This window comes from Celeribacter halophilus (assembly GCF_900114135.1).
Lineage (GTDB): Bacteria > Pseudomonadota > Alphaproteobacteria > Rhodobacterales > Rhodobacteraceae > Celeribacter > Celeribacter halophilus.
The window spans coordinates 15,487-41,006 of the sequence record NZ_FORY01000020.1 but is presented as its reverse complement, the minus strand read 5'-3'; the positions used below and the strand labels follow the sequence as shown (position 1 = coordinate 41,006).

Below are 25,520 nucleotides of genomic sequence, written 5' to 3'. Positions count from 1 at the left end.
AACAGCTATCAAAGCTATGCCGCAGATAAAGATGTCAGATTGACGTTCACGACGTCGACAGATCATGCCTGTATTGTACAGGGGGATAGCAAACAGCTTGACCGCGTCATGGCCAACCTACTGTCGAATGCATTCAAGTTTTCCAATCCCGGCGGGCAGGTCGAAGTCGAGTTGAGCGATACAGAAGGCGGTCCGCAAATTTCCGTCACAGACCACGGCGTAGGCATTCCTGAAGGCGCTGAGGATCAGGTGTTTGGCCTGTTCACACAGGTCGACAGTTCCGACACCCGCCCTGCGAGTGGAACAGGGCTTGGCATGCATATTTGTCGCCAAATCCTAGCACAGCATAACGCGACGATTAGTTACAAAAGCACCTTGGGAGAGGGCACGACTTTCATTGTGAAATTTAAAACAGGCACGACGTGAAAGGTCTGTAATTGTCAGGTGAGGGCCCCCCGCGCCAGATCAGGAACTACGTGCCGAGGCCAGCCATCGTGGCCATTATCGCCAACGGCTACACGTTCACCGAGGCTGGGCAGCGGTTCGGGTGAGGTGCAACGCCTCAGAACTCGTCCTGCAACTCCGTATAGATGGCTTCGATCCGGTCGGCCTCCTCGTCGGTTAGAGCGGCGAACTCCTTCGCTCTGGCGCGTCCGGAAAGCCTGCCACCGTTCTGGTGCAGGAAGCGAAACAGCAGGTCGAGCACGCGGTCGGGCATGTCGATCAGGCCCGAGACGCGGGACTTGAACCCGTCATAGGCACGCAGGAACCGCGTCTCTGCTGGCAGGTCATAGTCGATTGTCTGGGCCACGCAGGCGAAGAGGAATTCGGCATGGGGCGTGGCATCGAAGAAGCGATATAAATCGCCGGTGTCGTTCAGCACCTCGACGTTCCCACGATCGGTTGGGTGCCAGCAGACATGGGGCAGCAGTCGACGCGAATAGCTCTCGAGCACCTGCCGATAGGCGTCGATGCGTTCGAGGATCACCGCCGACACCGGAAAGACCAGCCCGGGCGGATTGAAGCCGCGTGCAGCAAGCACGTGGTGGATCAGGTAGCGATGCAGGCGCCCGTTGCCATCCTCGAACGGGTGGATATAGACGAACCCGAAGGCGAGGCCGGCGGCGGCCAGAACAGGGTCGAGCCCCGGCGCGATATCGCGGTCGAAGGCTTCGAGCCCGGCGATCAGCGTAGGCAGGTCTTCATGCCGGGCGCTGACGTGATCGGGCAGGGGGGCGCCGGTCGCGCGGTCATGCTCGCCAATGAACCCACCCTCCTGCCGCAGGCCCAGATGGACGAAACGGGCATCGCCGATGACGATGCGTTGCAGGCGTTCGAGTTCTGCCCGGTCGATCGGATGCCGCCCGGCTTCGCCGATGATCTGGCCCCAGCGCCGGATGCGATCCTGGGGCGGGTTCTCGCCTTCGATCTGGAAACTCGACCGCGAATCCTTGAGCAGCAGGAAGGCCGCAGTACGCGCCAGCAGATCGGCGGGCACCTCGGCCAGCGCCGCGCGGGCCTCGGCTGCCAGATCGCGGGCGATGAAGGCTTCGATTGCCGGAGTGCGGAAGATCATCGGGCAGAAATCCGGGGTGCCGGGCAGGTTGTTACGGACCCGGTGGCGCGGCGAGGGGGCGCCCTCTGCATCCCATTGGAGCTTGGCATCGACCACGGGCGCGTAATTGCCGCGCGTGGCGTCGGGCAGATCCAATTCCTCGCCGAGGAGCCATTCGTAGAGGAACCAGATCCTGCGCGCGTAACTGCCCGTCGGAGCGGCCTCGACAATGGCCTGAATCGGCTCTGGGCCGGTTGCCTTGAACAGCCGCTTGAGAACTGCCAGATCCAGCCCCTCATAGCGCAGCGCGAAGGTCAGATGACCGATAAGGCTCGCCTCGGGTTCATGGCGGGGCGTGTAGAGACGCCAGCCGTCGGCCTCGTAGACCTTGTGACGCGGGCCGATGGCGGAAAGTGTCCGGGGTAGGGGCGTTGCGAGCGCATAGGCATCGATCAGCGCAGCATAGCCCGCAGGTGTGGCCTCCTCGGGAAGCCAGCGCTCGTGAAAAACGGTTACGGCGCCTGAAAATGGATTTATTTGCATGTGATCCATGAAAATCAGTTTTTGGTTTCGATAATTGATCTCAAGTTGGCATATCTCATGAATATCGATTGCAATCAATGGGGTCTTGCGAAAATTGATGGCGGAGCGCTGTCACCCTCGGGTCAGCGAGGTGATGGGGCTTAACATCTTCCCCGGCCTGAAGGCCGGAGATTTCCGGTTTGGCTCTTTGCCTCACCGATAGTTCTCGCTTCCACGGAGACCCTATGGCCTTCCTCCACGAGCATAGGCGCCGTGTTCCGACGCAAGATCACCTTTGCCGCATTGGTGTCGGCGTTTTCAAAGTGGCCGCAGCTTGTGCAGACAAAGTGCTATCCACCTTAAACAATGGTCCGAATTTACGCGACCACCTCTCTCTTGTTGTCGCAGACAGGTTCTTTGCCTCGAGCAAGACCTGTTCGGCATGCCACGCCAAAGCGGAGGCTCTTCCGCTCTCGGTCAGTTTGTGGAGTGGAAGGCTCTGGCGGCGGGGCTGATCCTGCCGTGAAACCGGCCACGGTGAAGCAGGAAAATGGACATGATCATAAAAGATCAGGTTCATCGTCAACCTCGCTGGATACTCGATCCTTCAGGGCGGGGAGGAATGCGTTGCGATACGCTGCAACATGCGTTGGGTTTTCGCTTGAGTGAAACGGTGATAACCAAGCCGCTTCCCCTTTTGTTTTAAACGGCGGTGGAACACACCGTTGCTGGACGTGGACGGTTCTTGCAGTAGCGCCCGGCTGAAGCGTCAACTCGAAAGGGTCCCCCGATCCCGGAGAATCCCCCTCCTTCAGGTGGGGGAAGATGTTAAAAAAACGGTTTGACAATAGCTCGTTGCCGAGCCCCCCAGAAAGTTCGCCGCTTCAAGTCGCTAACGAGAGAAAGCCCGGCCATATAGCCGGGCTTTTTACTTTTTTTGATATAAAATCGTTAATACACTGGAACTGCTTGGCGCGTTATAAAGAACGCTCCCGTCTACCGCATCTCGTGCAAACCCGCTCGGGCATACGGTGACTATCGCGCCATTTATGCAGTCCGAAAAAACATAACAGACGATACATAAAAACATTCCCCCAAACCCAGAAATGTTAAGTGATAATGAAGCTTTATCAGCCTCCGCCAAGAACTTCTATTATGCTTATACTCTTAGCAATACATTATACGCCGAATGCAATTATAGGTTGTGTCGGGCGATAAAATTGCCTGCAAAGTATGCGATTATAGGCGATTAACACCGTCCGCTTTCGTTTTCAAAGTCAACCATCTGAACGAGCATCTTCCCCGGAGATTATCTCAGGGAAGATGCCACAACTGCGCTTTGGCTTAATACCGAAAGCCCGTGGTTAATTAAGCTTGCGCGCAGTTATCCAGATATCGATGAGATCAGAAAAAGCGCGCTTCATTTCAGTGCGAGCTTCAATGTCGCCAATGTCGCCTGACAGCCATGCTTTGGCAGTTGAAGCAAAAATCGTACGCCCAACGGCGAAACCTCGTACATGAGGTGAAGCGGCGGCCCGAGCAATGCTTGCAGCCAAGCTTTCAGCAGACGCGTCCAGCCCAAGAAGAAGAACCCCCCGACACCACTTATCATTTTGCTCTATGACGTCTCCGACAGCGCCCCATCCAGCTTCTGTTTGATCGGACAGTTTCCACCAATCAGGGCGAATGCCCTCTGCATAGATCTGTTGCATGGCTTCGGCTGTGGCGGACGGGTGATTGCTGCCTTCCGGAGTGCTAATGATCTCAATCAGATATTCGTGGCCCGTTTTTCTGGCCGCCGAGGCTAGACGGTGCAGCTGGTCAATCTGTGTTCGACGGAGTTCTTCGGGATCATCAGGATTATAAAACACAAGGCATTTGATGACGTGGTCAGTGGGCCACGACGCGACTTCAGCTCCCAAAGATGCTGCACCCTCAAATGTTAGAGGACGGGAGCCGGGTTTCTCGACCGGCCTGCCGATCCAGAGGCCTTCCTTCTCCACGCGAAAAAGGGCCTGCCTTCCGTATGTGCTATCAAGAAGCGTGCCGAGCTGGATATCCGGACGGCGCGCTTCCAGCATGGCATCGACCGCAAGATCTTTGAATTGCATGATCCGCTCAGGTGCTGCACCGCATTGGGCAGCCATATCTTCCAGTTGGGAGCGATGGTCGATTGCAAAGGCACAAATATTATCCCATGTGCCGCGGCGCGTTGACGCCCAATGGACATGCTCAAGCTCAGCATCCTCACGCAAGCGCGGATTGATAACGCCTCGTTTTAGGAAAAATTGCAATTCCTCCCATGTGGGATAAGCAGGGGCACAGCCATGCCGTGACACAGCAAAAGCACCACATGCATTGGCGATGCGGCAGCATTCTTCGAGCGGCAAGTCGCGAACATAGCCACGTAAAAAGCCAGCTAGAAAGCCATCTCCCGCGCCAAGGACGTTGAACACCTCGACGGGAAAACCTCGAGAGGAAATACCTTGTTCAAGATCTCCCGGAATGTCCGCCGGGAAAACAAGACAGCCTTTCGGGCCGGTCTTCAGCACGATCATGGCGTCTGTTACTTTACGGATATTGAGCAGAGCTTCTCGCGTATCCGTTGAACCACCAGCGATGTGCACTTCTTCGTCGGTACCTACGACAAGATCACAGTTCGGTAAAATGCGCTGGACTCGTGCCGTAACCTCAGGGTTCGCCACAAAACGCACATCACCTTCCCCTGCGCCCAGCAGCCCCCAAAGGTTGGGGCGATAGTCGATATCGAAGATGATCTTGCGACCTGCGGCGCGGGCAATCTCCATTGCCTTGAAGGAGGCGGCTTCCAAGTGCGGCTTCGAGAAATGAGTACCCGTCACAACAATCGCAGCAGCAGAGCGGATAAAGTCAGGGTCAATATCTTCTTCGCTCAGAGCCGCATCAGCGCAGTCATTGCGAACAAAAAGCAGTGGGAAGTTTTTATCATCTTCAAGGCCGAGAAAAGCCATTGCGGTGAGCCGCTCAGGGTCGGTCTTCAGGCCACAGGTTTCAACGCCTTCGGCTTCGAGTGTTTCCCGAACAAAACGACCGATCTGATCGTCACCAACCCGGCTCAAAAGAGCGGTTTTTAGGCCTAGTCGTGCGCCGCCAACGGCAATGTTTGTGGGACAACCACCAACATATTTGGAAAAGCTACGCGCATCTTCCATACGACAACCAACCTGGTCGGCATAGAGGTCCGCGCAGGTCCGACCAATAGTAATAATATCGTATTGCGGTGTGGGCTGATTGGACATGAGATTCCTTGGTCTTCTTTATCAGGAGTTTTCGGTGTTCATTTCCGCGCACATCGTCCCGGCACGAATGGCCAGGATGAGCGCAAGAGAAATGGTCGCGTTGAGTGAGCGGAAGCCATCAACACTGGCTTCTGAAATCTGAAACCAGCTGTCGGCGTGAATGAAGGGAGCGCGCGCCAGATCCGTAATCACGATGGTACGTGCGCCAATATCGCGCGCGCGTTCGAACGCTTCTACCGTTTCGCCCGCACTTGGATTAAATGAAATCGCAACAACAGTATCTTCGGGTGATACAGTGACCATTTGCTGCTCGAGCGTGCCCCCAAGACCATCCAGCAGATTGGCCGGTACGTCGAGGCGGGATAGGTTATAGGCAAGATATGTTGCGGCCGTAAATGTACGCTTTTGGGCGAGGATATGGACAATGCGGGCATCGGCCATAAGCTTGGCGGCCGTTTCAATATGCTCAGGTGAGATAGAGTGTTGAAGATCTCTCAAAGAGGCAATTCCCGCCTCAATGAAACGATCCGTCATCTCGCCAGTATCGCGTGTGGCGCCGCTTTCGGCCAAGGCGTGGATGCGTTCTTTGTAGGAGGTTGAGCTCACCTGCAGGTGGTCTCGAAAGATCGCCTGCATCTCCGAGAAACCGGAAAACCCGAAATGCTTTGCAAAGCGCACGAGAGCCGAGGGGGCGACACCGATTTCTTCGCCCAAACTGGCAGCCGTATTCAACGCAATGGCTGATGGGTCCTGCAATGAGAAGTCGGCGATCAGCTTAAGCCGTTTGCTTAGCCCTTCATAGTCCTCTGCAATTTGCTCACGCAGGGCTTCGAATGCTTCATCACTGCTGTCGTCATACTTCATCTGCATTCTTTAACCTCCTTCTCCTCGGTATGATTAAACGCATACATGGAGCCTTTCTTATTTTTAGAATAAATATTTCATGTTGACTATACAATAAACGTTATGTTCTAAAATAATCGATATCAAGCGCAAACTACGAGCGCTTAGGGAGGAAATTGTGAAACGATGTGTGATTCACGGCGCGGGCCGTGTCGTCAGTGAAAATGCGCCAAGCCCTGTGCCGCAAGCCGGGCAGGTCAAGCTGAACTTTGCATTTGGCGGCGTGTGCGGATCGGATTTGCATTACTTCCAACATGGTCGTGTCGGCGATTCCGTGCTGCGTTCTCCCATGGTCCTAGGGCATGAGTTTTCCGCGACTGTTGCGATGCTCGGAGAGGGGGTCGAAGGACTGGCTCCCGGCGACAAGGTTGCCGTGAATCCGGCTCTTCCGTGTCAGCGCTGTGATTATTGTGAGCGGGGCCTGTCAAACCTATGTACCGATGTCTCGTTCATGGGGAGTGCGGCACGCTTTCCCCACTGCGATGGCGGTTTTTCGAGCGAACTGGTCGTAGAGGCGCGTCAGTGCATTAAACTACCCGCGGATGCTGATTTGCGGCATGTCGCAATGGCTGAGCCCTATGCTGTCGCATTGCACGCAGCGAAGATGGCCGGGGACCTCCGTGGCGCCACAGTTCTTGTGACCGGGGCCGGGGTAATCGGTCAGATGTGCGCAACTGCCGCGCGATCCGCCGGTGCCGAACGCATTTTTATGAGCGACATCTCTCCACAGGCACTGGCGCGCGCCAAGAAGCTCGGTGCCGATGACATTTTTGACGAAACCCTAGCTGACCTGGTCGAGAAGCCTGTCTGTGATGTTGTCTTTGAAGCCTCTGGGGCAGCGCCTGCGCTGAATTTGGCAATCTCTGCCATCAAACCACGCGGCGTGCTGGTTCAGGTGGGTTTTCTGCCCCCCAAGTCGCCGGTCGCGCTCGCCAAACTCCTGACGCGAGAAATCAGTTTGGTGGGCACATATCGTTTCATCGATGAATTCGAAGAAGCCGTCCGCCAGATTGTATCCGAAGAAGTGGATTTACGGCCAATGATCTCTGCCGACTTGTCTCTAGAACAGCCGGAAGAGGTGTTTACGCGTGCGCTCGACAAAACTGAAACGCTGAAAGTCATGGTTCATTTCTAATGATGTATGGACTGTCATATGATCGCAATGCGCTTCGAGCGCGGGCAGCTCACATCGGTGTCGGTGCATTCCACCGTGCGCATCAACAGAGCTATTATGATGACCTTGCGCGGCAAGGTGCAGACTGGGGTATCGTTGGGATCAACCTGACAGCCCCCGATCTTCGGACGGACCATCAACGGCAAGGTGGCACCTACGCGTTGCTGACAGAAGATGGAGAAGACCAGACCTGTCGGGAAATCGGCACTCTTTTACGAATGCATGATCGTGCAAACGCGGCTCATGTGGAGTGGAACGAGATCAGTTTTGTCACACTCACGATCACCGAGAAGGGCTATTGCCATCATGCAGGCAGTTCCACTCTGGATATAGAGAAGGTCGCAGCTGATCTGGCCGCGCCGGAAACGCCGGAAACCGCAATCGGCTATCTTGCATGGATGCTTGAGAAACGGCGCAGAGCAAGAGGTGGTCCGATCACTTTAGCCAGCTGCGATAATGTTGCCGATAATGGTGTGTTGCTCGGGTCGGTTTTGCGGGACTATGTGGAACGCGCATTTCCGGATCTGATTGTGTGGCTTGAAGATAATGTCGCCTTTCCCACCTCAATGGTGGACCGGATCGTGCCGGCGATGTCTGATGACGCCCGTGCACGCCTTGAGGCAGCCTGTGGACGGCCGGATTCAATCGGGGTGGTGGCGGAGCCATTTCGCCAGTGGGTCATTGAAAACCGGTTTGCAGGGCCGCGCCCCGAACTTGAAATGGCAGGTGTGCAGATCGTTGAAGACCTCGCGCCATACGAACATATGAAGCATCGCCTTTTGAACGGCTTACAATCCGCCTATGCAGAACTGGGCCGTTTGTGCGGGCACGACAGCTCATATGGTGCTTCTACTGATCCAACGCTCGCGCTTTGGGCCTCTGTATTTTTGCAAGATCAGGCATTGACGCTCATTTGCCCTGATGGCGAGAATTTGGAGACGTACGGGCATGTAAGCCTCAAACGGTTACAAAACCCCACAATTCATCACCCACTCAACCAGATCGCCAGCGATGCAAGTTTCAAATTGCCACAGCGCATTGCCGCACCGGCGGCTGATTTGCTTGTGTCAGGCCGCTCCGCAGAAGCGCAAGCCATGGTTCTGGCAAGCTGGGCGCTTCAAGGCGGGGATCGCTGCCCTGATCATGCAGAGGTCGTGACTTCCGATCCACTGGGAGATGAATTGGTGGCCCTCCGGGCGCGTAGCAATAATGCCGACGAGCTTGCACTGGGGCTGCTGAACATGCCGCTTTGGCCAGCACAGCTGCGAGAGAATGAGACATTCGTCGCCAATACGGCCAAATGGATCGGTCTTTTCTCTCACGCAACCGCAAAACAGCGGCGTGCAGCTATCGAAGAATTCTCAAGGGAGAGGTTGAATGCGTAAGTATTTGGGAGGTCGCACACCGGAAGAGTGGCTTGGGGCCATCCTCATGACCATTGTAGTAGCGCTGCTAGGATTTCAGGTCGTTGCGCGCTTCGGAATGGGGCGGTCATATAGCTGGCTTGAAGAGGTCAGCCGCTTCGCCTTCGTCTGGTCTGTGTATTTCGGCTTTGTCATTGCCGCCGAAGCTGACCGCCATATCCGCGTCTCCCTGCATCTCGAGCTTTTGCCGCCCAAAGCACGCTTGGTCATGCTCACTCTCGCTGACCTGATCTGGCTGGTCTTCAACGCCGTCGTGATCTGGCATGGCTACTGGTTCACCATGTCGATGTTTGAATTCCCGTACATTTCTCAAACCACAGGCATCAATCTTGTCTGGGTCCAGATGATTGTCCCGATCGGGTTTACCTTCATGTCGGTGCGTATCCTACAGGTGATGATAAAGCGCTGGCGCACGGGCCAAGGCCCCGCAGACGCACGGATGGGGGAATAAGTCCATGGATCCGACACTTTTGATGGCGCTGTCCTTTGTTGTCATGCTCCTGATCGGCGTGCCTGTCGGCATTTCGATTGGTCTGGCGGCTGTTCTGGCTATGACCTCGGCAAACATGCCCATGTCCTACCTCGTCCAAACTGCATATTCAGCAGTAGACGAATTCACCATCATCGCTGTGCCTATGTTCATTCTGGCAGGGACGCTGATGGAGAAGGGCGGCCTGACCCAGAGGTTAATCGGCTTTTCTCGCGCAATCGTCGGCCCCGCGCCCGGGGGCCTGGCAACTGTGACGATTGTTGCCTGCACATTCTTTGCAGCGATCTCGGGCTCTGGTCCGGCGACCACGGCAGCGATTGGCTCCATTATGATCCCGTCTATGGTCAAAGACGGCTATGACAAGGGTTTCAGCGCCGCGATTACGTCCTCGGCCGGAGGCATTGGCGTCGTCATCCCGCCTTCGATCCCGATGATTATCTACGGGATTACGTCGGAAACCTCGATCAGCGCCTTGTTTGTTGCCGGCGTGGTGCCGGGACTGCTTCTGGCTGTTGCTCTTTGGCTCACCAGCCGTTTCATCTCGGTCAAGCGTGGCTATAGCTCAGGCGGGGTCGGAAGCCGTAATCTGAAAGATATCAGGCAAAAAGCATGGGAAGCCAAATGGGCTCTGGCCGCTCCGGTTCTGATCCTCGGCGGGATCTATACGGGGATATTCACAGTCACCGAGGCCTCTGTGGTCGCAGTTCTCTATGCGCTTTTTGTCGGGGTTTTTATCTATCGTGAGATACGAATCCCGTTGTTTATTGACTCTGTCATCTATGCAGTGCGCATCACCGGCACCGTCATGCTGGTCTTGGTCACTGGACGGATTATTGGTCGTATGCTGTCGATGTTTCAGGTCCCGCAGCTCGTCTCAGGCTTCCTGATCGACTCGGTTTCTGACCCGATCATGCTGATTGTGCTGGTTCTGATCATGCTCGTTTTCATCGGCATGTGGATGGAAACCCTGACACAGATCATCATCTTGACGCCTTTGCTTCTGCCAGTAGTTGCCAATGTCGGGATTGATCCGATCCAGTTTGGCATCATTTTCGTCATTGCTTGCGAGATCGGCTATTCAACGCCCCCTCTGGGTGTGAACCTGTTCGTTGCTTCCGAGATAGGAAAGACGACGGTTGAGAAAGTCTCAAAAGCATCAATTCCATTCTTGCTGGCTGAAATCACCGTAATGGTTCTGGTGGCTTTTGTTCCCCAGCTGACAATGTGGCTGCCCCGTTTGCTGGGCTTCACAAACTGATTTTTAGAGGAGGAGACCAACGTGAAACAACTTATGAAAACTCTTGCAACGGCCGCTTTGGCGGTGTCGGTTGCGCTGCCTATGGCAGCCGCCGATTACACCATGCGTCTGAGCCATGGCGACAATGAGAACAACCCCACCCACAAAGGGGCTTTAAAGTTCGAAGAACTCGTCGAGAAATACTCGGATGGCCGTATCGACGTTCAAATTTTCCCGTCCAACCAGCTTGGTTCGGAACAGGAAGTGGCCCAAGCGCTCCGGATGGGGTCAATCGAGTCAGAAATCCTCTACACAGGAAACCTCGTGCCGCTGGCTCCTTCCGTAGGGGTGATGATGCTGCCATATGCGTTCACGTCCAATGAAGAGGCCCATGCGGCCATGGACGCCCTGACCGGACCGCTCAACGAACGCTTGCCCAAAGAAGCCGGCGTACGTGCGCTCGGTTTTTTCGAGAAAGGCTTCCGTGTTCTGACCAATGGCGAGCGTGAAGTGAACTCCCTTGAAGATCTGCAAGGGCTGAAAATTCGGGTATCCAAGAACAACATTGCCATTGAAACCTTCAAGTCTTGGGGGCTGGACCCAATTCCGATGGCATGGTCTGAAGTTTTCCCTGCGCTGCAACAAGGCGTTATTGATGGACAGGAAAACCCCTACACCACGGCGATCTCTTCCAAGTTTTACGAAGTGCAGAAATACATCACCGAGGTTCACTATCTGATTTGGTCGGGTCCGATCATCGTGTCTGAGCGCTTCTATCAGGGGCTGCCGGAAGATCTCCAAGAAGCGCTTGATAAGGCTGGACGCGAAGCTGCTGATTATGAGCGCGCTGTGTCTGCAGAAGAGACTGAAGCGGCCAAAAAAGAACTCGTGGAACTGGGCATGGTCCTGACCGGTGCGCCGGTAGACGAGGAAAAATGGCAGAGTGCAGCAAAGGCCCTTTGGCCCCAGTTTGCACCTGACATTGGTGGGGCTGAATGGCTGGAGGAAGCAACTCAAATTATGAACGACGCGATTGCTGCCAAGTAAATTTCTGCCAAGTAAAAGGCAACAAAAAGCCTGAGGACCTTAAAACGCATCAATGTCTCAAAGGCTGAGACATATGCATCAACCAAACAAGATAGGCGGGTCCAGCTATGTGGCTGGGCCTGCTTGGCAACTTACTTCCGGCTACCGCCGGAAACATGCAAGTTGAGACTGTTCCCCCAACAAGACTATCCCACACTCTCGCGGATATCTGCAAAAAGAAGCGCAGCCGCCACGCGTCAACCTATCCCACCTAGCCAAACTACGCTCTGGTACATCGCGCGAATGACACCGGGCTGACCACTCACACCCATGCGAGCAAACAGCCGCTTGGAGGTGGTCCGGGTGCTTTCCAGGGTCCAGCCCAGCGTCTCCCCCGCCTCCGACAGGCTCAGACCATCGCAAAGCGCTACGGCCAGTCGTGCTTCGCTGCGGTTCAGGTTAAACGCCGCCATGACCTGTGGCAGCGGAAGGGTGCGGGCATTCATCTCATGGCGGACGCGGCCCAGCAGGTCTCCGTTTTCGACAGAGAGCATCATCTGCACCGGCGGGGTACTGGAGAGCCACAGGACAGGTGTGCGGATCGGGTCGCGCGCAAGCTCGCTGACCGCCTCCCGCAGAGCCCGTGCGTTTTCCTCTGCCAGCACAAACCGCCCTTCGGCACTCAGGCGGATACCGGCCACGGCCTCCAGTCGCTCGCCCAGTCCCGCCGCCATATCAACGACCTGCCCTGAGGGTGAAAACAAAACCCAACTAGATCCAAAACCGGCACAAATCTGATGTTCTAACGCAGCGCGCCAGCGTTCTCGCGCACGCTTTTGCCAGCCCTGCACCGCAGGCGCGAGATAGGGCAGAAGGTTGGACATATGCTGCCCGTCGATTGCGCGGAAATCCTCGCTGCGGCGTCTGAGTGTGATCACGCCCCACGCATCCGCCCCGAACCGCCAGCGCACCGCCCGCAACGGACAGGCCTCGCTCGCTGGACTAAGCCCCGCTGGCAGATCGGAGCGGGAGTAGACCCGGCTTGTGCGCATCTGGCCGCTCTCGGCCATGTTCAGACCATCCCTGCCTTCTCCCACCTGCCAGAACTGCAGAGGGCGCCCATTCTCGACCAGTTGCATCTGGGCGGTGTCAGCATGAGTCATCTCTAAGAGCACTGACAGGAAATCTTCCCATGTCGCAACTTTATCCGCAGGCGCCGTCATAGAACGTGGAGCCAAAGCCCCGCCCATAGCCGCGGCAAACAGGGCCGTTAGAAGTTCGGTTTCACTCGGCATATCCGCTCCACAGATCAAATGCTCCCATATGGGAGGTTATTCGACGCCCAGATAAGATTAAATGGTCGGAATATTCAATTCAGAAGAGTCAGAGAACGCCTGATGGCCAGCAAAACCCTTACCCATCTCCAGCATCTGGAAGCCGAAAGCATCCACATCATGCGCGAGGTTGTCGCGGAAGCGGAAAACCCCGTCATGCTCTACAGCGTCGGCAAAGACAGTGCCGTTATGCTCCATCTGGCGAAAAAGGCCTTTTATCCGGCTCCACCGCCCTTCCCGTTGCTGCATGTGGACACGACCTGGAAGTTTCAGGACATGTACAAGCTGCGCGACAAGGCTGCCAAGGAAGCCGGCATGGAGCTTCTGGTCTATCAGAACCCCGAAGCGGTGGAACGCGGCATCAACCCGTTCGATCACGGCTCCCTACACACAGATATGTGGAAGACCGAAGGTCTGAAACAGGCGCTCGACAAATACGGGTTTGACGCCGCTTTCGGTGGTGCCCGCCGTGACGAGGAAAAAGCCCGCGCCAAAGAGCGCGTATTCTCCTTCCGCTCCGCCAATCACCGCTGGGACCCGAAGAACCAGCGCCCCGAGCTCTGGCATCTCTACAATGCGCGCAAGTCCAAGGGCGAGAGCATGCGGGTCTTCCCGATCTCCAACTGGACCGAGCTGGACATCTGGCAATACATCCATCTCGAAGGCATCGAGATCGTTCCGCTCTATTTCTCCGCACCGCGCCCGACCGTTGAGCGTGACGGGTTGATCCTGATGGTGGATGATGACCGTTTCCCGCTGAACGGCGAAGAGCCGGTGATGCGCTCCGTGCGGTTCCGGACGCTGGGCTGCTACCCGCTGACCGGCGCGGTGGAGAGCGAGGCCAAGACCCTGCCCGAAGTCATTCAGGAAATGCTCCTGACCACCACATCCGAGCGTCAGGGCCGTGCGATTGACCACGACCAAGCGGCCTCGATGGAGAAGAAAAAGCAGGAAGGCTATTTCTGAGGACGCCTCGCGCGCCCGGATCGCCTCCTATCGCCCCTTTCAGTTCAGGTACCTATTCCCATGACGACCCCGGATCCTATCTACAAAACCGACGCGTTGATCGCCGAGAATATCGACGCATATCTCGAAACCCATCAGCACAAGACCATGCTGCGCTTTATCACCTGTGGCTCCGTCGATGACGGCAAATCCACGCTGATCGGGCGGCTGCTCTACGATTCAAAGATGATCTTTGAGGATCAGCTCGCCGCCCTTGAAGCCGACAGCAAACGCTCCGGCACACAAGGCGAAGAAATCGACTTTGCCCTTCTGGTGGACGGTCTGGCCGCCGAGCGCGAGCAAGGCATCACAATCGATGTGGCCTATCGTTTCTTTGCCACTGAAAAGCGCAAATTCATCGTTGCCGACACACCGGGTCACGAACAATATACCCGCAATATGGTGACAGGTGCCTCGACCGCCGATCTAGCCGTGATCCTGATCGATGCCCGCAAAGGCATCCTGACCCAGACCCGCCGCCACAGCTATATCGTCAAGCTTCTCGGCATTCGCCATGTCGTTCTTGCCGTCAACAAGATGGACCTCGTCGACTATAATCAGGCCGAGTTCGACAAGATCGTCGCCGATTACCGCGAGTTTGCCGACAGCATCGGCATCGAAGAGTTCACCGCGATCCCGATTTCCGGCTTCAAGGGCGACAACATCACCGGCCCGAGTGACAACACCCCTTGGTATGAGGGCACTGCGCTTTTGCCGCTGCTCGAAACCGTCGAGGTCGAAGATGCTCTGGAACAGGCCGAGCCCTTCCGCATGCCGGTTCAATGGGTCAACCGTCCGAACCTCGATTTCCGCGGCTTCTCCGGTCTCATCGCGTCAGGCACAGTCAAGCCGGGTGACGAGGTGCGGGTTCTGCCCTCAGGCAAGACCTCCAAGATTGCGCGTATCGTGACCTTTGATGGTGACCAGGATCTGGCCGTTGCCGGTGAATCCGTCACACTCACGCTCACCGACGAGATCGACTGTTCTCGTGGACAGGTCATTGTCGCGGCCCAATCGCCGCTGGAAGTGGCCGACCAGTTCGAAAGCACACTGGTCTGGATGGACGAGCACGCCTTGCTACCTGGTCGTGCATATTGGATGAAAATCGGCACCCAGACCGTGTCGGCGACCGTGCATGAGCCGAAATATGAGGTGAACGTCAACACGCAGGAACATCTGGCCTCGAAAACGCTGGACCTGAATGCCATCGGCGTAGCGAATATCACCACCGACCGCGAAATCCCCTTCGCCTCCTATGAGGACTCCCGCGATCTCGGCGGCTTCATCCTGATCGACAAGATCACCAACCAGACCGTGGCCGCAGGGATGGTTCACTTCGCCCTGCGGCGGGCGCAGAACATTCACTGGCAGGCCACAGATATCAGCCGCGAGCACCACGCTTCGATGAAGCACCAGAAACCTGCCGTGCTCTGGCTCACAGGTCTGTCCGGCTCGGGGAAGTCGACCATCGCCAATATCGTCGAGAAAAAGCTGGCCCGGATGAACCGCCACACCTTCCTTCTGGACGGGGATAACGTGCGTCACGGGTTGAACAAGGATCTGGGCTTCACGGAGGCCGACCGTGTGGAAAACATCCGCCGCGTCGGTGAAGTGGCGCGTCTGATGACCGATGCGGGCCTGATCGTGATCACCGCTTTCATCTCGCCCTTCCGCTCCGAACGCAACATGGTGCGCTCCATGATGCAGCCGGGCGAGTTCCTTGAAATCTTCGTGGATACACCACTGGAAGTGGCCGAAAGCCGCGATGTAAAAGGGCTCTATGCGAAAGCGCGCTCGGGTGAGTTGAAGAACTTCACCGGCATCGACAGCCCCTATGAATATCCCGAGGCACCGGACTTGCGGATCGACACGACCAAAATGACACCGGAAGAAGCCGCCGATGCGATCATCGACCGGCTGATCCCGTAAGACACTAAACTGTCCCCGTCCGATATATTTCGGGCGGGGTCTCCTTTGCAGTTATGATCTACGTCTGAAATTTATTTCGGTGGCCCTATGAAGCCTGCTTCTTGAAGATCCGGTGAAAGCTCACTGGATAAGAGGCAAACACACCACCACACGCGCCATTTAGACCGAACTTTTTCAACAACATCACAAGCCATATGAGACCTGATCGCAGAAGGACAGCCTTCCCGGTTTAGGCCTCAATTCTGTGACCTCTAGAAAACAAAACGGATTTTTTTGCACTCTGCATCAACTCTGCGAATTTCCTGCAATTTCACTGCGCATAGAGAGTGCATACCGGCTGCATCGCAACTGAATGCACACCGAGAGACGCTAATGACCGCGCAAACACTCCCCCTCTCCGCCACATTGGCCCTCGTCTGCAGCTTTGCGACCAATGCGGCGCCCTTGACCGAAGACAGTGACACCGGACCATTTTGTGCAATCACCATTGAAGAAGTGAACCGTCGTCAAAATCAGGATGCAAAAAGGATTGAAATTTTATCGGGCTTTGATGATACGGTTAAACAACCAGCGTTCACCACGGCAGATATCATAGCTGCCCTAATCGCATCAGAACTGGACCCACCTGATTTCTACACGACGACGAGTACAGTCGGCATCAGCGACGATGACACACCCCCGCCCTCCGGTCCATAAGTCCAAAAACCAAATAGGAATACGACAGGCCGCGGGACCATCCCCCCCCATCGCGCTTGGTTTGTCGTAAGCGGCGGGCTCGATCTGTCCCATGATCGCCCGCCGCGATTATATCCTCAACGGGCTTCTGAAGTGCCAATTACAGTCCCATACGGAAGCTCTTTGAGCAAGGTTCGGCCCTTTTTTTATGATTTTCCAAAGACTGCCACGTTGCCATGACCCGATTTGTAGTCTTGATTACTCAAACAGGGTCACAGCCTTCTCTTCGATGGTCGCGCGGCATTCTTTGACGAATTTCTTGTCCACAAGAAAGTCCCGACAAATCTTGTCCATCGACACCTCGCCCTTAAGAGCTTCCAAGCCGATTTTGGCCTGAAAGGCTGGATCCGTGACGGGGGCTTTGGCATTGGCGTTGGGCTTCTTGGCCGGAATAGGAGCTGCGGCGGGATCAATGGCGTGTTTTTTGATCAACCCGTCCATAAAAGACCCGCGGCGCGGCGTGTTGTTTTCTTTTTCCTCCAGACGCGGCTTCATCCGGCGTGCCCAGAAATGCACCCCGCGAGTGTCTTCGGTGAACCGCTCTTCGGGCTTGAATCGGCTCAAAATGAGATGGTTCCGCTCTTTGAAATTTACCGGATAGAAGGCCGCTTCAGGTTGGGCATGTTCGATCTCTCCGGTCTCGATGAGAAAATGCGTGACAGAGGACGGTCCTGTGAACCCCCAGGTCTGCTCCGTCATATGGACCGGCGTGCCAGCATCGCGCTCGGCCTCCAGCTCGGCAATCTGCTCGGGTTTGAGCCACGGTGCGATGGCATATTCGTCCTCGAAAAACTCCAGCAACCCATGAAGCGTCTTGCTGTCCGATGGTAGACCCAGAACCGCGTTACATACCAGCCCCGGCTTTTCCCAACCAAAGACATAGGGAGAGCTGTAATCAAAGGACCGGTAGCAATACATATCCGCATCGACCCAGATCTTGTCGGTCTTCTTGAGCAGATTGAGCCGCCACATATCCGCATGAATCGCGGGGCTGCCCGTGCGCGCGTGACGCAGCATCGGCTCGGCAGGGTAGATATCAGCGGCATTGGCGATGTGAACCCCCGGCGGCACATTCGGGATCGGCTCATAGGAATAGAGCGTGATGTGATGCCCCTGATCGGCAAAACTCTTCAAGCAAAGCTGTTCGAGCCAGCTCAACTTGCCACCAATCCACAAGGACGCAATCTCGGGTAACCTGTCCATTTTGCCGAATACCTGCTCTTTTTGACCTGACACTACGCCCCTGAGCCTATCATAATCTGCCTGAGAGGCCACTGCCGAAAACTTGACACATACCGGCCCATGTGAGACCCGTTTATGAAAGAAATCAAGCGACAAGACCGCTTGGCGTGAGATGAGGATAGGCCTGGTATGGCACAGCTACAACGGCATCATATCAAAGCCGTCACTCTCGGCACGTCGACTGTTCTGGCTGCCCTCAACACGGGTGACGGGCAAGCGCATCTGTTCTTCACCAAAGATTCACAGTTAAGCCCTATCATGGCGGAGAACCTTCTGGCTGGCGCGGAAATCCGCAGCGTCGGAGATGCCCCGTGGCTCACAGGCCCGCGTCCTGCGGACAAGATACAAACCTTTGTCGACAGCAAGCTGGTCGAAATCCCGCTTGAGCAGCCACAACTTGACATGATGTCCGGTCGCAACGTGGCGCTGGCCACACGCAATGGCGAAACTGCCGAGACGATTCTCCAGTGGCTTGCCTATCACGCCAAACATCAAGGCATGACGGGAGCGGTAGTCCTTGATCGCGCGAAGCCCGACACGGATGAAGCTTTTATCAAAGCCTTGAACAAAGGGCTGAAAAAACTGAAGGATATGACCGTAGTGCTCGTCGATTGCGACGTGCCCTTGGGGCTACCCGACACGGCGCCGGAACATCACCCCTATGTCACGCCTGGCGCGCCAGGTAAGGACCGGATGAAGGTGCCACAAGCGGACCCTTGGACCGCCCCGTTGGGTGATGTTCTGATCTACGAGATGCTACGGCATCTGTTTTTGGCAAAGGCCCGCGCCGTGGCCAATATCGAGATTTACGATCTGGTCCCCGCCGATCCGCGCGGCACCATGTTCAATCTGGCCCAAGACGCCAAAGGCGGCGTCGTGCAACTCGTCGGTCAACAATGCTACCCGTGGCGGGTGCGCGAGGATGACCCCGTGCAATTTGCCGACCACATTTGCGTCCAGTTCGACGCCAAGAAACGCCGCGGGCGCTGGTGTGCGGCCATGTCTGTTCTACCGGATCAGGCCGTGTTCCGGCTGGTACGCATCGGTGGGGTGGAGCCTAGCGTCTCCTATCCGTTCTACCGCTTTATGGCCCTGCGCCACCGCGCGCCATCCGTGTCAAAGATTGTGCCCAAAGCCTCCTTGATCGAACATGCGCCGCTGCTGAAAATAGCGAAGCGCGAATGGAAGCACCAACCCGTCTCCATGCCCCAAGAGGACATCACCAAACCGCCCAAAGGCGACAATTCCGTCGCCATCGTCACATGTATGAAAAACGAGGGGCCATTTATCCTTGAATGGCTGGCCTATCACCGCGTCATCGGGATCGAAGGTTTTCTGGTCTATACCAACGACTGCACAGATGGCACGGATGAACTGCTCGATCTGTTGCAGGAGAAAGGCTACGTCCAGCACCGCGACAACAAGTTCCACGGCACGGGGCTCAAGCCCCAGCACCACGCGCTACAACAGGCCGAAAAAGAACCCGTCATCATGGAAAGCGACTGGGCCATTTCCATGGATGTGGACGAGTTCATCAACATCAAGGTCGGGGACGGGACCATGACCGCGCTGTTTGACACAGTGCCGGATGCGAACCTGATCTCCTGCACATGGCGGCTGTTCGGCAATAGTGACGTGCATGACTACGAAGATCGCTTTCTCGTCGAACAATTCTTCCGCGCGGCCCCTGAATTTGCCAACAAACCGCATCAGGCCTGGGGTTTCAAAACCCTCTTCAAAAACGTCGGCCTGTTCAAAAAGCTCGGGGTGCATCGTCCCAAGGGCCTCAAGCCGCAGGTCTGGGATAAGATCCGCTGGTACAACGGGTCGGCCAAACCGATGCCTGAGGGCGAATACCGCAACGCATGGCGCTCCAACGCCTCGACCTATGGCTATGATGTCGTCCAGCTCAACCACTACGCCGTGCGCTCTGCCGAAAGCTTTCTGGTCAAGCGCGACCGGGGCCGCGTGAACCATGTGGATCGGGACCAAGGGCTCGCCTACTGGTTCCGCATGAACAACAACTTTGAGGAAGAACGCTCGATCCAGCGCATGATCCCCAAACTCCAGAAAGAATTCGACCGCCTCATGGCCGATCCGGACATCCGCGCCATGCATGACGCCTGTGTCATCGCCCATAAAAACAAGATCACGGAACTGCGGGCCACCGAGAACTACAGCAATTTCTACGCAGAACTCACCAGCGCGCGGATGGAGAAACTCAGCCGGATGCATCGCCATTTCGGCGCCAACGTCTTCCTCTCCGGCCCCGAATGCGTGCCCGACGAAGTGCTAGAGAAGGATGTAGACGAGGAGTTCTTTTTCACCGTGGAACGCGGTAAGACGGCGCATTAATGTAAACTGCAGGTTTCAGCAGGAAATCCGCGTGCTTAAACCATCGCGCTATCCACCGTAATCCCACGGTCAACAAGTAAATCACGCACCCACGCCTGTAATGGCATATGGAAAGCCAAGGAGGGCTTCGTTTTCCATATTCAGGTTTTCCATCACGAATGCGCGGTCCTCCGGGGTAAAGGAAGCATATTCACGTTGGCGCCCTTTGCCCTCGACATCTCCGGGGAGAGCAAAGTGTGACACATCCTTTTTCACTGGCAGAAAATCCGGCGCGGCATGTAAATCGAAATGCTCGGCAATGTGTTTCACCAGAGAGTGTGGCGCGTCCCGAGCCTCGTCAAATCTCAGAATGATCCAGTTACGATACAGGTTTCGCACTTTTAACTGGCTCGCCAGTTTCAGATTGCGCAGTTCAATGACGTTCTTGATCCGCTCTCCGGTCATCGGGTGGCGTTCATACGTCAATTCCTTGAAACGCACGGGCAATTGACGCTGGTTCGGGATCAGATATCCGTTGAAAACTCCGGACCACTCATGGCGCAGGAAACCCGAGAAATCGACATCTCGATACCAATAGTCAACCTGATGCGGGCTACGGTGCAGGCTTTTCAGCCATTCGAAAACATCCCGAACAACGACAACCGCCAGAGCAGTGTCCAATGCAAAGGGCGGATTGACGAAATTATGCTTTTCCCAGTTATACCGTTTCCCCTGACGGATTGCGGGAAAGTTCTGTTTGATGAGGGTCTCGACGAAATTCGTGCCTGAACACCGCTCGCCATAGATCTTGAAGGTTGTGATGTCTGTATCCGGCTTGGAAGATAAGAGCATGGGACTGTGTCTTTCATTCAATATCGACAAGTGCCTGACGCAAGACTGCCACATCGGTTGCAACAAAGCGAACCCGTTCGGTCCCGCAGGTCAGGATCGTATCGCGGCCATCGGATGACAGGTTATACGGGCCAAGGGTACTCCAGTCCGAAATGTCCAACTCTCCGCCTTTATAGCCCTTTACGACCTGCGGCAGTCCGGTCCTTTGGAAGTGCAGAACCATGTCTCCGGGGCCGACCTCGATCACGTTTGTGCCGCCATCGATGGTCACATCTGACGTGCCGGCATTGCCTCGAACGACATTCCTGCCGTCGCCTGTCGTGATGATATCATGGCCGGTGCCACATATGATATGCGCGTCCCCCGTGCCGCCATGCACACGGTTTTCCGCACGTTGGCACTCTATGCGATCATATCCGGACCCGCCGATGATTGTGGCATCCGCAAATCCGGCCTCAACCGTATTGTCACCGGCCTGAAGATAGGCCGTAATCGGGTCATGGGCCGTCTCAATGCGATCATTTCCGCGCCCACCAAAGATGCGGAGCGCAATGCGTTGATGCCCGCCCATAAAGTCGATGTGGCAGCCCAAATCATTGCAGCGTACTTCAAGATGGTCCGCCTTGTCCCCGATGTCTCCGGGGTAATACAGCTCCCTCCAGGCCTTGGGCAAATCAATGCTCATGTCCGTGCGCGGGCGCAAGAAATACCGGCGCCATCCGGGATAGTCGGGCATGTCTGGATCGGGCGGCCCAAATGCAATCTGACCGTTTGTCGGGGGCGAGGCCGGTTGTTTCCCATGTTCCTGAACCGAGACATATTCGGTTGGGGGCGGCTCACAGGTTTCATCATCACAGATGAACATGCCATACTGGCGGGCCGTTTGCTTCAGGCGCGTCCGCATTTCGGCAAGCTCAGGGTGATTGGGGCTGACATCACGCAATTGCCAAGGGTCGCTCTCCAGATCATACAGTTTTTCGCTTCCGTCCTGATAGGAGATGTAGCGAAACTGTCCATGACGGATGCCGGTCGAGCCGAAAAAGAACGTAGGCACCGACCGGTCCTCTTGCGCCGTGCCTTCAACCTGCGGACGCAAAGACCGGCCGGGGCTGCCCTGCAATGGCGGCAGTTGCGCGTAGTCCATAACGGTTTGCCCGATATCCAGCAGCGCGACAGGGTCCTTGACCACCTGCCCCTTGTCCTGACGCGGATCATAGATAACCAGCGGGACACCGGCAGCCTCTTCCCAAAGCGTGTATTTCCGGAAACGCGCCTTGTCGCCCATGTGATAGCCGTGATCGGCCGTGATGATCACAAGCGTGTTCTTTGCATGCGTGGAAGCCTGAAGCGCATCCCAGACACGTCCGATATGCCAGTCAACATGGCTATAGCAGGAAAAATAGTTCCGGATCGTCTTGCGCCATGCAGCTTCATTCTTGAGCGGAAAATTCGGCGGAAAAGAGGCCTCGGCAAAGGCATCCGGTTCCCTTTTCTGCTTCCACTCCTCGGGCATGATGAAATCGTTTTCATCATACATTTCCTTGAAACGGGCGGGCGTTCTGAACGGCGGATGGGGGTTGTGGAACCCTGCCTCGCGATAGAACGGCGCATCCCCGTTATAGCGGCGTAGAAAGTCGATCGCATAATCCGCGGATGTGTGGTCGTAATATTGACTGTCATTCGCCTCGTCGGTGGTCCCGAGCCCCCTTCCGGCCCCACCAAAATCCTTATGCGGCGCCGTGCGGGACGGACCGAAGTGACATTCCTGTGCCTCATGGGAATACAGGGCGTTATGCACTTCGGGCGGGCGAGGTTTGTAGCCGTGGTGTATCTTGCCTCCGCTTGAACAGAAATAACCGGCTTCCTTCAGGCGATAGGACCACATTTGCTCAGGCCGGAGCAGTTCGAAAATCTCGCTGTAATTGTCGAAAATACCCGTTTGATGTGGAGCCAGCCCCGACATGAAACTGGAACGCGAAGGACCGCAGACCGGTGTCTGGCAATAGGCGGCATGAAATGCCGTGGCCCGCGCACAGATGCGGTCCAGATTGGGGGTTTGAAGCTCTACGCCGAAAGCATTGCGAAAGCGCCAGAAGGCAAAGGCATCATCCATGCTGATCAGCAGGATATTAGGCCGCTCGGGAGTTGTCATTGCACGCCTCCTGCCAGTTCGGACGGCATGACCGGAAGTCGGCCCGACAGCGCATAACGGTAGAGCTTGCGCTCGGGTTGTAGAAGGCTTGGTCTGGACCAGGTTTCACGCAATGCGCCATGGTTGGCCGGGCGTTCCCCGTCGGGGGCCTCCCGCATCATGCCCCAGGCATAGTTTACAGAAAGGCAGGGGCCTTCTGCGAAACGATCAAGTGACAGAACAAGCCGCTGCCCTCCCTGAAAGGCCGGCTCGAAATGCAGACCGGTGATCTGCGCATCATTCACACAACCATCCAATGCGAACCCATGAGCGTTTCGGGCGGCTATAGGGTCTAATTCCAAGGGAGTCATGGTGGCAAACTCGACCACCAGATCCGTGCCGCGCCGGAACACCTGACGCATGGAGGGACAGAACCAGCGTTCGCCATTTTGCGCGGCCCTAACGGCGAGGGCTTCAAGCTCATCCAGCCACATCCGGTCTTTTGGCGCAATCGTTGCGACTGTATCGGGCATGAATTCCAGCATGTAACTCGGGCTGGCCACCAAGATGCCAAGACCCGGTTCATGAATATCGAGTCGACCTTCAGCAAGGGCGACCTCGGATTCCCCGTTTGTCCGTGTGCCCGGCTTTTGCGTGACGATCACATGAGGATAGCTGATCTGGTCTGCGGCGCGCGCCACATGTTCGCGCAGGGTGCGGATCGTGTCGATATAGTGGCTTGCTGCTGACAGCTCGTCGGTTACGATATCCCCCGCGAGCAGATCCATGGAAATGCGGTCAATATACAAGATGCGATCATGGTCTTGAGCGCTGTTTTTCGCATCCTGAATCCGGTCCAGAACATCTTGCAGATAGGGAGAGCCCGGATGGGCCTCTGCGGCGGTGATCCCCGGTTTGGGGTGGGACAGGGCAAAAACGGTACGTAGCGCACGGCAATGGGCACGCTCATAAGACAGAACCGCGACTCCTTGTGCTTCTGCACCTTGTGGAGCCGTGTCCTGAGACAGAAACTCGTCCCGTATGTGGTATTCAAACCGCTCCGGCAACGGGCGGGGAATGGCCGTTGTCCCGCCGATTGAAACCATACCCAACGCCACCTCGGGGCTTTGGGCCAGCGTGACACCGTTGCGTTCTTCAAATCCCATCACCTGATGGCGATATTGATCGGACAAATAGCGCAGGGTGACCCCGTCATCGGAGAGGTTCCACACATTTCCAAGCGTTCGGGGCTTGCGTGACGGGCACTGTAGCTCTGTTTCTACAGTGATCTGCGCATCGGTTTTGTTTTGCCTACTCATCGCCGCAACGGCCCTTCGAGGGGTGTCGGCATCAGAGGAAGATGCTGCGGAGGAAGAGCCTTCCTTGCCAGCCTCCTGAGCCTGTCGGGCACGGGCGCGTGTCCGAAACGCAGCAACAAAAGCGGGAATGCGATGCTGTTTCCCGCGTGCCTGAAGGTGGTCTTCCATCGTCTTGCGGTAGAGGTAGAGGTCTTTGCGTTTGCGTGTGACGCTATAAAACCATTTTTCGCTCAATGTGCCGTCGATGGCTTTTGTCATCGTGTCTTTCAAAAGGTCCATCCGGCGCAGAACCAGTGCCGTTTTATGTCCCTGCCCGAAGGATTTCAAAACCGATATTTTATCTTCGGGCAAGCGCTGGATCTGTTTCATATCCGGCGTGAAGAAAGGATCCAGAATGACCCAGAGTTTTCTGACATTTCCAACCGTTTTGGCCGCGTCCGACCGCGGTAATGTCCAGTCCTGAGCGCGTCCGGGGCCAAAACGTTTTTCCCAAGGCACAAGCTCTTCAGACAGTGTTGTCTGCGGGCTGAATGCAATAACATCACAACCCGGCGCGAGATCTGCAAAAGCAAGCGCCCCGAACCCGCCCATGGACGTCCCTGCCATGACAACCCGATCAAAGCGGGCAAAAAATCCGTCTGCAGCGAGTTTTTCCATCCGCTCGATCAGGCGGGCATCCCGAAACCAGGTTGGCCCCTGTGCGACAACGCCCAGATGACTGTGGCCGCTGTCCCGAATGAATTTCTCTGCCCATGCTTTGACATCATAATCAGGGTAACCGGCATCTGACAGATTGTCGAAAGTGACCACGAGAACTTCAGTTCCACGATCAACATGGATCAGAGCATGTTGCCCCAGTTTTTCATAGAAACCGTCATGGGCACCTGCGGGGAAAATTTCGCGATACCACTCAGGCAGCTTGTCGCCAGATGCATCCTGTTGAGTGTCAGAGGTATCGGCCATAATGATCCTGCTCTTTTGATCCAATTTCCCGAAAACTTACGCTGATTAGCGTGCAAAGGTAAAGATT

At 56.0% G+C, this 25,520-nt stretch carries 18 protein-coding genes; 10 read left to right on the top strand and 8 right to left on the bottom strand.

Annotated features, from left to right (window positions below; all coding sequences use genetic code 11):
• Positions 1-426 (top strand): sensor histidine kinase (locus tag BM152_RS15905; protein WP_211435253.1); only part of this gene is annotated, 426 nt, incomplete at its 5' end.
• Positions 427-562: 136 nt separating this feature from the next.
• Here BM152_RS15905 and BM152_RS15900 read toward each other — a convergent pair.
• The 3 genes from BM152_RS15900 to BM152_RS15885 all read right to left on the bottom strand — a co-directional run bounded on the left by BM152_RS15900 (position 563) and on the right by BM152_RS15885 (position 6,225).
• Positions 563-2,176, bottom strand: a complete 1,614-nt coding sequence (locus tag BM152_RS15900; protein ID WP_231730586.1) for a Fic family protein — start codon at positions 2,174-2,176, stop codon at positions 563-565.
• A 1,265-nt stretch (positions 2,177-3,441) separates the two neighbouring features.
• Positions 3,442-5,355: a bifunctional 5-dehydro-2-deoxygluconokinase/5-dehydro-2-deoxyphosphogluconate aldolase gene (locus BM152_RS15890; protein ID WP_066608319.1), complete on the bottom strand. Its 1,914-nt coding sequence runs from the start codon at positions 5,353-5,355 to the stop codon at positions 3,442-3,444.
• Between the two features lie 21 nt (positions 5,356-5,376).
• A complete protein-coding gene (locus BM152_RS15885) occupies positions 5,377-6,225 on the bottom strand; it encodes a MurR/RpiR family transcriptional regulator (RefSeq protein ID WP_066608317.1) in 849 nt (282 codons plus the stop codon).
• Between the two features lie 151 nt (positions 6,226-6,376).
• On the opposite strand from BM152_RS15885, the gene BM152_RS15880 reads away from it, so the two are divergent.
• The 5 genes from BM152_RS15880 to BM152_RS15860 are packed head-to-tail and all read left to right on the top strand — an operon-like array spanning position 6,377 to position 11,630.
• Positions 6,377-7,393 (top strand): L-idonate 5-dehydrogenase, encoded by a 1,017-nt coding sequence (locus tag BM152_RS15880; RefSeq protein WP_066608314.1) that lies wholly within the window; start codon positions 6,377-6,379, stop codon positions 7,391-7,393.
• Positions 7,393-8,817 (top strand): mannitol dehydrogenase family protein, encoded by a 1,425-nt coding sequence (locus BM152_RS15875; protein WP_082715461.1) that lies wholly within the window; start codon positions 7,393-7,395, stop codon positions 8,815-8,817. The genes BM152_RS15880 and BM152_RS15875 overlap by 1 nt, the downstream gene beginning before the upstream one ends.
• Positions 8,810-9,307 (top strand): TRAP transporter small permease, encoded by a 498-nt coding sequence (locus BM152_RS15870; RefSeq protein ID WP_231730585.1) that lies wholly within the window; start codon positions 8,810-8,812, stop codon positions 9,305-9,307. Before BM152_RS15875 ends, BM152_RS15870 begins: the two co-directional genes overlap by 8 nt.
• A gap of 4 nt (positions 9,308-9,311) precedes the next feature.
• Positions 9,312-10,604: a TRAP transporter large permease gene (locus BM152_RS15865; protein ID WP_066608308.1), complete on the top strand. Its 1,293-nt coding sequence runs from the start codon at positions 9,312-9,314 to the stop codon at positions 10,602-10,604.
• 21 nt (positions 10,605-10,625) lie between these two features.
• Positions 10,626-11,630: a TRAP transporter substrate-binding protein gene (locus BM152_RS15860; protein WP_231730584.1), complete on the top strand. Its 1,005-nt coding sequence runs from the start codon at positions 10,626-10,628 to the stop codon at positions 11,628-11,630.
• Between the two features lie 236 nt (positions 11,631-11,866).
• Here BM152_RS15860 and BM152_RS15855 read toward each other — a convergent pair whose 3' ends face one another.
• Positions 11,867-12,904, bottom strand: a complete 1,038-nt coding sequence (locus tag BM152_RS15855) for a helix-turn-helix transcriptional regulator (RefSeq protein ID WP_066608302.1) — start codon at positions 12,902-12,904, stop codon at positions 11,867-11,869.
• Positions 12,905-13,006: 102 nt separating this feature from the next.
• Here BM152_RS15855 and cysD point away from each other — a divergent pair, with 102 nt between their 5' ends.
• From cysD to BM152_RS15840, 3 genes are all read left to right on the top strand, one after another.
• On the top strand, positions 13,007-13,909 hold the full coding sequence (gene cysD, locus BM152_RS15850; protein WP_066608300.1) for a sulfate adenylyltransferase subunit CysD: 903 nt from the start codon (positions 13,007-13,009) through the stop codon (positions 13,907-13,909).
• 60 nt (positions 13,910-13,969) lie between these two features.
• Positions 13,970-15,877 carry a sulfate adenylyltransferase subunit CysN gene (gene cysN / locus BM152_RS15845; protein WP_066608297.1) on the top strand — a complete coding sequence of 636 codons (1,908 nt, stop codon included), beginning with the start codon at positions 13,970-13,972 and terminating at the stop codon, positions 15,875-15,877.
• Positions 15,878-16,249: 372 nt separating this feature from the next.
• Entirely contained in the window at positions 16,250-16,573 is a 324-nt protein-coding gene (locus BM152_RS15840) for a hypothetical protein (RefSeq protein WP_066608295.1), read from the top strand.
• A gap of 237 nt (positions 16,574-16,810) precedes the next feature.
• Here the strand turns inward: BM152_RS15840 and BM152_RS15835 are convergent, their stop codons facing one another.
• On the bottom strand, positions 16,811-17,815 hold the full coding sequence (locus tag BM152_RS15835; protein ID WP_066608293.1) for a hypothetical protein: 1,005 nt from the start codon (positions 17,813-17,815) through the stop codon (positions 16,811-16,813).
• Between the two features lie 168 nt (positions 17,816-17,983).
• On the opposite strand from BM152_RS15835, the gene BM152_RS15830 reads away from it, so the two are divergent.
• Entirely contained in the window at positions 17,984-20,209 is a 2,226-nt protein-coding gene (locus BM152_RS15830; RefSeq protein ID WP_066608286.1) for a glycosyltransferase family 2 protein, read from the top strand.
• A gap of 81 nt (positions 20,210-20,290) precedes the next feature.
• Here the strand turns inward: BM152_RS15830 and BM152_RS15825 are convergent, their stop codons facing one another.
• From BM152_RS15825 to BM152_RS15815, 3 genes are read right to left on the bottom strand one after another with little or no spacing between them, the layout of a single operon-like run.
• On the bottom strand, positions 20,291-21,040 hold the full coding sequence (locus BM152_RS15825; RefSeq protein ID WP_066608284.1) for a hypothetical protein: 750 nt from the start codon (positions 21,038-21,040) through the stop codon (positions 20,291-20,293).
• 13 nt (positions 21,041-21,053) lie between these two features.
• Complete coding sequence (locus BM152_RS15820; protein WP_066608281.1) at positions 21,054-23,192, bottom strand: sulfatase-like hydrolase/transferase; 2,139 nt, start codon at positions 23,190-23,192, stop codon at positions 21,054-21,056.
• Positions 23,189-25,453: an alpha/beta hydrolase gene (locus tag BM152_RS15815; protein WP_066608279.1), complete on the bottom strand. Its 2,265-nt coding sequence runs from the start codon at positions 25,451-25,453 to the stop codon at positions 23,189-23,191. Before BM152_RS15815 ends, BM152_RS15820 begins: the two co-directional genes overlap by 4 nt.
• Positions 25,454-25,520: the final 67 nt, after the last annotated feature.